A 10848-nucleotide genomic window follows, 5' to 3' on the forward strand; every position below is an offset into this window, starting at 1 on the left:
ATGGTTCGATTTCGATTCCGAGGGACTTAATCTTTTTACGTAGATTGTTACGGTCTGTTTTTAACATCCTTGAAGCGGCTGAGATGTTGTAGTTTGTCTGTGCCAGCGTCTGACCTATCAGACTTGCTTCGTATTTCCGAATTCTTTCGGCCAGACTCAAACCATGCATATCGATATACTGACTACCAGTGTCGTCGCCTTCCAGAATACCCGCAACATCTTCAGCAGTTACCAGAGAAGAAGATGTCAGCGATACCATGCCTTCGACCGCGTTAAATAGATCGCGGACATTGCCCGGCCATGAATGCTGACACAGTAGATCAAGAGCGCGCGATTCGAAGACTTTATATGGATAGCCTTTTTCGATATGCAGTCGTTCGATAAAATAGTGGACTAATTCCGGGATATCTTCAGTGCGCTCCGACAATGGTGGCAGATTTATTACAATCTGCTTCAAGCGATAATACAAGTCCTGCCTGAACTTACCTTTTGAGATCATTGCCTGCAGATCACAATTTGTGGCGCATATTAAGCGCACATCAGTGTTTATGACATCATTTGAACCGATCCGGCTGAATTCGCCACTTTCCAGCACGCGCAAAATTTTAGCTTGAGTTGTAATATCAAGATCACCGACTTCGTCCAAAAACAAAGTACCACCATCAGCATACTCAAAAGACCCAATTCTATCGGCAATCGCCCCTGTGAATGCGCCCTTTATGTGGCCAAACAGCTCAGATTCAACCAGGTCAGGTGATTTGTGGTTGCAGTTGAAGATTACCAGTCTTTTATCGACACGATTACTCTGTCGATGAATTGCTCTGGCCACCAGTTCCTTGCCGGTACCGGTTGGTCCCAGGACCATCACCTTGGCCTCGGTCTGTGCAATTTTTTCAATTGTCTCATAGATTTTAACCATCGCCCGGGAGCGCCCAATCATCTTGTAATTATCCCTGGCGATTTTCACTAAATCGCCCTTTCCTTTCTTCAACAGGTTCATGGCGACCGCGTTGCGCACTGCGCGCTGGAGCTTGACCGGGCGTTCGGTTTTAATCATGTACTCGAATGGTTTGAGCGCCGAGTCGATATCACGCTCGGAGTAATCACCCGGATAACCGGTACAGAATATGATCGGCAGATCGCCGTCGGATTTTTGGATTTCGGACGCCGTCTTCAGACCATCCATCTTCGCCATCTTAATATCCATGATAACGGCATTGAAAACTACACCACTGCCTAACGCCTCGAGTATCTCCGGCCCGCTCGCAAATGTTTTGACCTCGTAGTCATCGATAAAAGTCTCGTAATGCGCTTCACGCATCAGCTCGTCATCGTCGACGACCGCTATAACCGGCTTCTCATTCGTCTCCATTCACTCCTCGCTCAGGGTTGGGAAAATCTATATAAAACGATGTGCCTCTTCCCAGTTGTGATTCAACTCGAATGTTACCTTCGTACAAATCCACAATTTTCTTGACTGTACTAAGTCCCAATCCTGTTCCTGAGTTCGGCTTGGTACTGAAAAAGGTATCGTAGACCTTATCTAAATCATCTTCATCGATACCGCTACCGCTGTCTTCAAACGAGATTTTCAGCCTGCCGTACTCCGTTGACAACGAAATCGAGATCTGTTTTGATTCACGCTCTTCGAGAGCATCCAGAGAATTCAAAAGCAGGTTATTGAAAAGACTGTACAGGTGAAGACGATTTGCCCTGATCGGCAAAGTGCCATTAAAGTCAAGCGCAACTTTCACTTCGTCATTGTCGATTCTATCCTGATTTTCACTGACTACCTGCTGGACAACTTCTTCCAAATCTATGATATCCCCTTTTTTCTCGCTTTCAAGACGGGAATACTGGCGTACCAGTTCAGTCATTGAGTTGGCCCTCTCGACAGCCCGTTGTGCCATATGAAGGAGTTTGCGGTTACGGTCGGGATCATCGTCGGTGGGGTCTTCGAGTCGCAGCGCGAGTTTCTCCAGAGCGCTCATAGCCGGGTAGAGTGAGTTACGGATTTCATGAGTCACACCGCCTGCGATTCCTTTGGCCTGGCGGTATTTTTCCGAGGCTATCAGCTTGTCCTGGGTTTCCTTCAACTCATTCAAGGAGGAATCGAGTTTTTGCCTCTGTTTTTCGATAATCTGGTTTTTTCTGCTGATTTTAGCACGGCTGTAAAAGGCGTAACCGATAATTCCCAAACTCAGGACCAATGGTATAAACGCCGCCAAAAAAGCCAGAATCGGCTTTCGCGAAAAAATTGCGTTCCATGGATTTTTCTTCATTACATTAATAGCCCAGCGACCATCTAATCTATTTATCAGTAATCCGGGAACGGAGTGTTTCTCATTCAGGTAAACAGGCCTATCAAAGGATCGGAGGTTTGAAATGAGCGCAAGGGGCTCAAAGTCTTCGGACAATATATGTAAAAATGCGCCGTTTAAAAAAACAACAAATTGCTCTTTTTCACTGCCGGTTAGCCGTGCTTTTCTAATTTTATTTACATTAGTATCAAAATTAACATGGGCCAGAAGTTCAAATTGCAAACTGTATAGTTTCAGACCCCCGTTTGACAAACAGACATAAATTACTTCCTCACCTTTGTAATTTATCTTACCGGTGTTTAAGACCTGATAGTCATAACTAAAACTATCCCTGGCTTCACCATGTATGTCATAAACCATAAGCTTTGATAAAAAAGAATTGTCATCCTTTATAATGCTATTAATAGCAAGGATATCCATAATCGAATCAGTATCAAAATCAACCTCGATACACACAGACGGGGCGAAACCATTTGCGATTGTGGTTAACCACTTTAAATTTCCCCTTGAATCTATGCTGATTAAGTAACCCTCCGAATCCTTCATAGAATTCACCTCATATCCATTACTTAAGGCGGAGCAGGAAAACACGAAAGAAGTATCTGACTGGTCAGGTGAAACAATTCTGTTTGGTCCACGATTTGGTGCATTTCCGGCATAATCAAAATGCCAGAGTATAGAATCTGTCATCCAATCGAGGCAGTATAGTCTCCGGGGATATAGGTCGTAACCGGAGCCCAGAAGCAACATAAGCTCAGAATAGCCATCTCCGTTCAAATCGTAATGGGTATGACATATTACTATTGTGCCTCCCCAAAAACCGTCACCATTCAAATCTTCACAGACTCCAAAAGCTCTCCTATATCGAAATGATTCTAAGGCGTCCACAATCTCGACGAACGCGGTATCATTTTTAACATATGTCACAGCAACTTCCTGAATGCCATCGCGATCCCAATCATGAGCATGCCAATATTTAATTTCCTCTGTATCAAAATTGAATTGTTTTCTTGCTTCTACGCTGATGCTATCAACACTGTAAAAGACTATTGCCGAGAGATTTGGGCGCCAGTTTTGCTGAACTACTCCAATGTACTCTTGATTGGGTTGACCGATACTTACAAAAAATGCCTGGTTTTCCCCGGTAAAAACGTTTACAAGCTTATATGGTAAAATTGCAGGATCGATGGAACTGGAGAGTTCGATGATCTCTTCTCTCGCCTGCGCAGGGTACTCAGTAATTGCAACAAGCATAAGAATTGTTAAAATCAAGTAACTACATCTCATGTGACCATTAGTCCATTGTGTCGAAATCGGGTGTATTTTGACTGATCAGTTGAACAATATATGCAAATTATCTCCCCTGAAAAGTAATTTTTCATCGCCCGAGATTGTTTTAATGTTTTTGTTGACGGAAGTTGCCTGAACTGTAAAATAGGCGGTATACCCGCCCAAGATGCGAACGGGACCTTACACCCCAAGACCCCGTTCGGCACGCAGTGAGCGTGTCTCATAGACTTAAATCCGCCGGTTTTAGAAGTCCGGCGGATTTTTTTATCATCCTCGGCTTCCATTTTGAGGTTGCCAGAAGGTTTCCGGTTATTTATCATATCACGCAAATACGCCTGATTATTTGGAGTTTCATTTTCAATGGAATCACAGGGAGAGAGGCCATAGCGATGAAAAAAATACTGATCACCGGTTCGATCGGCCAGATAGGCTCAGAACTCACGCTTGAAATGCGGAAAAAATACGGCGCCGAAAACGTGATCGCCACCGATATTCGTATGCCATCAGACACCAAACTGCGCGACTCCGGACCGTTCGAGTTTCTGGACTGCCTCGACCCGCACCACATTACCCGGGTCATGCAGATATACCAGATCGATACGATCTTCCATCTCGCCTCGATTCTCTCCGCGGTCGGCGAAAGCAAACCCAACCAGGCCTGGAAAACCAACGTCGACGGTCTCTACAATATGCTCGAGGCAGCCCGTCAGTACCACTGCGCGCTGTTTTTCCCAAGCTCGATCGGAGCTTTTGGTCCCAGCACCCCGAAAGATAAAACCCCGCAGGATACAATCCAGCGTCCGCAGACGATCTACGGCATCTCAAAAGTAACCGGTGAATTGCTGTGCGACTATTATCACAACCGTTTTGGTCTCGATACCCGCGGGTTGCGCTTCCCGGGCTTGATCTCCTATGAAACCGAACCGGGAGGCGGCACCACTGATTACGCGGTCGAAATCTATTTCGAAGCCCTCAAACATCGGAAATATACCTGCTACCTCGAACAGGATACCTACCTCGATATGATGTATATGCCGGATGCGGTCGGGGCGATGATTTCCCTGATGGAGGCTGACCCTGCTAACCTGAAGCACCGTAACGCATTCAACGTAACTGCCATGAATTTCACGCCGGCTGAGGTGGCGGAAGCGATCAAAAAACATATCCCGGAATTCGAAATTGACTACAAAGTCGACCCGGTCCGCCAGGAAATCGCCGACTCATGGCCGAACTCTCTCGATGATTCAGCTGCCCGTGAGGAATGGGGCTGGGATCCGAAATTCGACCTGGAGGCCATGACCTCCGATATGCTCGAAAAACTTGCTGAAAAAATCGAACTCCCGGAGAGCCAGAAGTCCCGATAATACGTATTTTTTACTGTTTATCACATTCTAATATATCTACTACCGCCACTTTCATAATGGATACATAATTCCAATATGTTATTTGTACATTCCTTCGACACCGCACCCCGACCATAAGACGTTGCATGACAACATATTACATTATCAACATAAAGTTTCGCAGTAAGGCAGTGTAAAGAAATTCGACATCTATGGCGTGACCTGCCCACATGGCTGAGAGGTATATCGTTGATAGACAACATATTATAATGTTGGCATGGTTTTTGTTTCATAATTAAACTGAAGTAACAAACAGGAAATTCTCAATTGAGGAGCATTTTTAGATGAAAAAAGTCATGTTTCTTATCACTTTCGCCTCGCTGATGCTGTTTGCTTCTCAGGCCTTCGCTCTGCCGACTCTCAATGTCGGTAATCTTCTGGCCGACCACGATGAGGACCTGACCAGCTCGTTGATGCCGTTGATGCAGAACACCAGTGTGGATTTCACTCTCCTGTATGAGATGACTCCGCATAAGGCAAAAAACACTTTCGGTGTTTACACCAACCTCACCGACGGTACTGGTCAGATGGATATTTTCGATCAGCGCGCCGCCAATGATGTCGCCACCGGTACTACTATGAACGTTTCTCTGGGTAATGACTTCGGTTTCTACCTGTTTAACGACATCGATGACGACAACAATTTTGATCCGGCCGGCGATGACGATGTCTTCCTCTTCTCACAGCGTGCTTTCAGCCTTCCGGCTGGCAACGATTACCAGTGGTTCCGGGTCTATGATGTCTCCGGTATTGGTTATACCAATTACGACTTCAACGGCCTGCAGTTCTCGGGCAATTATGATTATCTTCTATTCATCGACGATGATCATGTGACCGGCCCGAACAAGGACCACAACGACATGATCGTCGGTGTCTCCGCTGTTCCGGAACCGGGAACTCTGATTCTGCTCGGACTGGGACTGGCCGGCGCCGGTATCATTCGCAGACGCAACAGCTAAAGCGAACGTCAGATTTCGAAAAAAGGCAGCTTTCCCGGCTGCCTTTTTTCATGCCGCGAATTAACTTCATTTTAATTTTACTATAATTTAATTTTAACAGTACCATTTATAATTGTCTTACAAGATTAGGTGGTTGGTCTTACTCTTCAGTACTCACCATTTCAGGGCGTACTACTCCGCGCCCTGTTTTTTTGTAAAAATCGTTTGGTGATACCTTCACCGACATATATATTCGAATTGGATACCGCAGAATAGATATTCTTGCTGGTTACACATCTTATAGAATCACACATTGGACAGGGAGCAAGGGATGTCACGCTTATGTCTTTCACGCCAGCAAACGGTTTTATGCTGTTTGTTTCTAGTATTTTTGTATTCACAGCTTTCAGGATCTGATTTAAATCTCTCTTTTGCGACCAAACAGGTCAACTTCACAAAAAATATCGGGCAATGGGACCCCCGTGTGAGCTACCGGGCAGAAGCTTCCGGGCTCACCGTATGGTATACCGAACAGGCGGTCTACTACGAGATGATCTCTGTGCCACAGGTGTCACCTGACTCAGGTATAAAAGCGATCAAATCGCGGGATATACAGCGTGAAGTTGTGGAAGTAAACCTTGTCGGCGCCAAGGAATTGGCACAACCGACTGCGATTTCGCAGACCGGATACAAACAGCATTTCCTGACAGGAAACGATCCTTCCAAATGGTACCGTGATGTCCCATCCTTTGAAAAAATCAGATATACAGAAGTTTATCCAGGAATCGATCTTGTATATTATGGAAGAGAAAATCTGCTCGAATATGATTTCATTCTTGAACCACAGGCTGATCCGGAGTTGATCCAGATAGAATACAAGGGTGATCTCGAAACTCGACTAGACAGTGACGGCAAACTGCTAATCACGACTGAACTGGGCAAAATCAGCGAAGTGATACTGAAGGCCTACCAGATGGAAAACGGCAGGCGCAGAGATGTAGATGTAAGTTTCAGGCAGATTGAGAATGATCTTTATGGTTTTAATATCAACAGCGACTACGATCCCGATCAGGTTCTCACGATAGATCCTCTGATCACCTTCAGCACCTACCTGGGCGGAAGCGCTGACGATCACGGTCGCGATATGGCGCTCGATGATTCCGGGTCGGCAGTTCTGGTCGGCTACACCTATTCAAACAACTTCCCGGTCAAAAATGATATATATGGAGTTTCTCCCAATGTCGAGGTCTTTGTCTCGAGGTTCACTCCCGATGGCTCCGATTTGATCTTCAGTACTTATATCGGCGGTGACGCCGATGATTTCGGTTTATCAGTGGACCTCGACCCTGTCGGTGAGATTTACTTGAGTGGATATTCATTATCAGATGATTACCCGGTCAGAAATTCACTTGATGTTTCGGTTCCGGGCACGGATGTAATCATCACCAAGCTGACTGCCTCCGGCGACAGCCTTGTTTACAGCACTTTCCTTTCCGGTTACCTCGATGAATACGGTTATGGTATCGCAATCGATGACAGCTTTCGGGCGACGATCACCGGTTATACCTACTCCACAAATTATCCGGTAGTCAACCCGATCCAGACCGACCAGGGTTCATCGGATATGTTTGTCACCAGGATAGATTCTGCCTGCGCAGCGATACTCTTCAGCACTTACCTGGGTGGATCCTCCTCGGACATCGCTTACAGCGTCGCTACTGACGATTCCGGACATATCTATGTCACCGGCTATACAAACTCATCCGATTTCCCAACAGTCAACCAGTACCAGGGAGACCAGCAATATCGCGACGCTGTCGCATTAAAAATCGATAACTTCGGCGACAGCCTGCAGTACTCGACCTACCTGGGAGGTTCCAGTTTCGACTGGGGGAACGATATCGAAGTCGATGACAGTTTCAATGCTTACATAACAGGAAGCACATCATCACCGGATTTTCCATACTATAATGAATACCAGACCCACGGTGGAAATCATGACGCTTTCATAGTCAAGCTCGCGCAAACAGGAAACAGCCTTGTCTACGGCACCTATTTTGGTGGAGGCTCCGACGATTTTGGATACGGGCTCGATCTCGACAGCACCGGCAGCGCATTCATAACAGGTCAAACCTGGTCCGCCGACTTTCCCCAGGTGAGTGCCCTGCAACCCGCGCAGGGAGGTTCCGATGCGTTTGCTGTCAAACTCAATAATAGCGGTTCCTTCCCGGTTTACAGCACCTACCTGGGCGGAAGTGGAAATGACGACGGCTACGAGATAGCCGCTTATACCGAGGACACAATCTATGTCTTTGGTGAAACCAGATCATCGGATTTTCCGACTGTCAACCAGTACCAGGCAGACCAGGGCAACCAGGATATCTTTTTGACCAAGATGTTCGGTTGTATCGATATCGACCAGGATCAGGTCTGCGATGACAACGATAACTGCCCGGCAACCTATAATCCTGAACAATCCGATCTCGACGGCGATTCGCTGGGTGACGCCTGTGATGACTGTACCGACAGCGATGGTGACGGCTACGGCAACCCGGACTATCCAGCCAATACCTGCCAGACCGATAATTGTCCCGATCTTTATAATCCTGATCAAATCGACGCCGATTTCGACCTGGTCGGAGACTTGTGCGACAACTGTCCGTCTGTTTCCAATCCTGACCAGGATGACAGCGATGGTGACAGCTACGGAGACCTGTGCGATGTCTGCCCCGGATACGACGACAGTATAGATTCCGATAGCGACGCGGTTCCGGATGGTTGTGATGTTTGCCCCGGATACGACGACAATATCGATTCCGACGGCGATTCTGTCCCGGATGGGTGCGACATCTGCCCCGGCTTCGATGACTTAGTTGATACTGATTCTGATTCTGTTCCCGATGGATGTGATATCTGCCAGGGATTCGATGACAATATTGATACGGATGGCGACTCAGTCCCTGATGGATGCGATATCTGCCCCGGTTTCGATGATCTCGCCGACGGTGACGGCGACAGTATACCCGACAGTTGCGACAACTGCCCGTCACTGGCCAACAGCGACCAGCTCGATTCCGATCAGGACAGTTTCGGCGACGTTTGCGATGTCTGCCCGGGTTATGACGATAATGTCGATTCCGATGATGACACTGTGCCGGATGGCTGCGACGTCTGCCCCGGATTTGATGACCTGGCCGACAGCGATTCCGATTCCGTTCCGGATAGTTGTGATATCTGTCAGGGTTTCGACGACAACATTGACACAGATGGCGATTCGGTTCCTGACGGATGCGATATCTGCCCCGGCTTCGATGATTATGCCGACGGTGACGGTGACAGTATGCCCGACAGCTGTGACAACTGCCCCTCGCTGGCCAATGGCGACCAGATCGATTCCGATGATGATAATGTCGGCGATATGTGTGATATCTGTCCCGGTTACGACGACAATTTGGATTCCGACGGCGATTCGGTTCCTGACGGATGCGATATCTGCCCGGGATTTGATGATAACCTCGATCAGGATGCCGATTCTGTGCCGGATGGTTGCGATAACTGTGTCGCAGTCTACAATCCCGGACAGGAAGATCGTGACAGCGATGGTTACGGTGACTCCTGTGATATCTGCCCAGATCATCCGCTGGATGACTGCTGTAACCCGGTCGGGATTAACTCCGCCCCGCAGATCATGTCGGCCGAACTCGATTCGGTCCAGCCCTCGGCCGAGGAGTATGTTTATATCGCTGAATATCTCGATCCCGATTGCGACGGTTCAGAGCTTTCTGTCGAGATACTGGATTACCCGTCCTGGTGTGTACTTACAGGCGATACTTTGCACGGCTATGTCGAATGTTCCTATGTCGATACCGGGTTCACGATTATTGTTTCCGATAGCGACCTGGCTGACACTCTCGAGGTCGTCATAGCAGTCGACACCTCCAATGCCGAACCGCAGATTAATGCGCCGGACACTCTTTACTGGCGCAATTCATTCGATGTGACATATTATCCCGATATCGATGATCCGGATGACACCGAGCATACAGTAGCGTATAATTACTTCCCATCCTGGATGACACAAACGGGAGATTCCCTGGCCGGCACAACTCCGGCAACAGCGAGCACAGATTCATTGCAGGTTACGGTGGAAGATTTCTGCGGTAATGACAGCGCTGATATTTTTCTCAGGATTTACTTGAAAGGTGATGTCAACAGCGATCGTGAAATCGATGTCGCAGATGCGGTCTACCTGGTAAACTACATCTTTGCCGCCGGTCCTGTTCCGGAAATCATTGCTTCGGGCGACCTGAACTGCGATGACCAGATCAGTATCAGCGATGCTGTGGCGATCATTAACTTTATATTTATCGGTGGAAACGAACCTGGTGATGTCGACGGTGACGGAGATTACGATTGTTAGATCAAAACGAGAAGATTGGTAAACTACCACCGGCCACAGATCCGGGTGGCTTTAAATACAAAAAATAGAGCCGGCAGATAACTGCCGGCTCAAGTCATTTTCCTGTCTGCCCCAAAATCCCAGCCAGAAAAAAGCCCCCCTCGATTAAGTGCCCAAATCACTCAAACAAATCTACAGACCGTACTTGTATCAAATTTCCCGCTGTCCTCGGGTGATCTTATTTAGTACTATTAAATGATATGCAAGTATCGTACCGAAACCAGCACAATCCAAACCACAATAATCCTATGTGCTTCAAGGCATTACGATTACACCAGATTTCGCCAAACAGAGGCGTGGTAGATTCTACCACAAAATAGCGTCAAGCGATGCAGTAGATTCTACCACACAGGACGAGCATAAAGGCAACCTTTTACTGATTTCAGGATTATCTATAGTCGGGTGAAAGCGAGATCAGCAGTCGATTTCAGGAGAGG

The 10848-nt window shown here is 47.3% G+C and carries 4 protein-coding genes and 1 pseudogene; 3 read left to right on the plus strand and 2 right to left on the minus strand.

Features of this window, described 5'->3' with window-relative positions; genetic code table 11:
- Both GF404_07535 and GF404_07540 read right to left on the minus strand, forming a co-directional pair.
- Positions 1-1372 (minus strand): response regulator (locus GF404_07535; protein MBD3382032.1); only part of this gene is annotated, 1372 nt, incomplete at its 3' end.
- Positions 1359-3608: a GHKL domain-containing protein gene (locus GF404_07540; GenBank protein ID MBD3382033.1), complete on the minus strand. Its 2250-nt coding sequence runs from the start codon at positions 3606-3608 to the stop codon at positions 1359-1361. The genes GF404_07535 and GF404_07540, both read right to left, overlap by 14 nt.
- Before the next feature lie 392 nt (positions 3609-4000).
- On the opposite strand from GF404_07540, the gene GF404_07545 reads away from it, so the two are divergent.
- The 3 genes and pseudogenes from GF404_07545 (at position 4001) to GF404_07555 (ending at position 10372) form a co-directional block, all read left to right on the plus strand.
- Positions 4001-4975: an NAD-dependent epimerase/dehydratase family protein gene (locus GF404_07545; protein MBD3382034.1), complete on the plus strand. Its 975-nt coding sequence runs from the start codon at positions 4001-4003 to the stop codon at positions 4973-4975.
- A gap of 920 nt (positions 4976-5895) precedes the next feature.
- Positions 5896-5973, plus strand: a pseudogene (locus tag GF404_07550) (PEP-CTERM sorting domain-containing protein).
- Positions 5974-6283: 310 nt separating this feature from the next.
- Entirely contained in the window at positions 6284-10372 is a 4089-nt protein-coding gene (locus tag GF404_07555) for a hypothetical protein (protein MBD3382035.1), read from the plus strand.
- Positions 10373-10848 lie beyond the last annotated feature (476 nt).

The organism is Candidatus Zixiibacteriota bacterium (genome assembly GCA_014728145.1).
Classification (GTDB): Bacteria; Zixibacteria; MSB-5A5; order JAABVY01; family JAABVY01; genus WJMC01.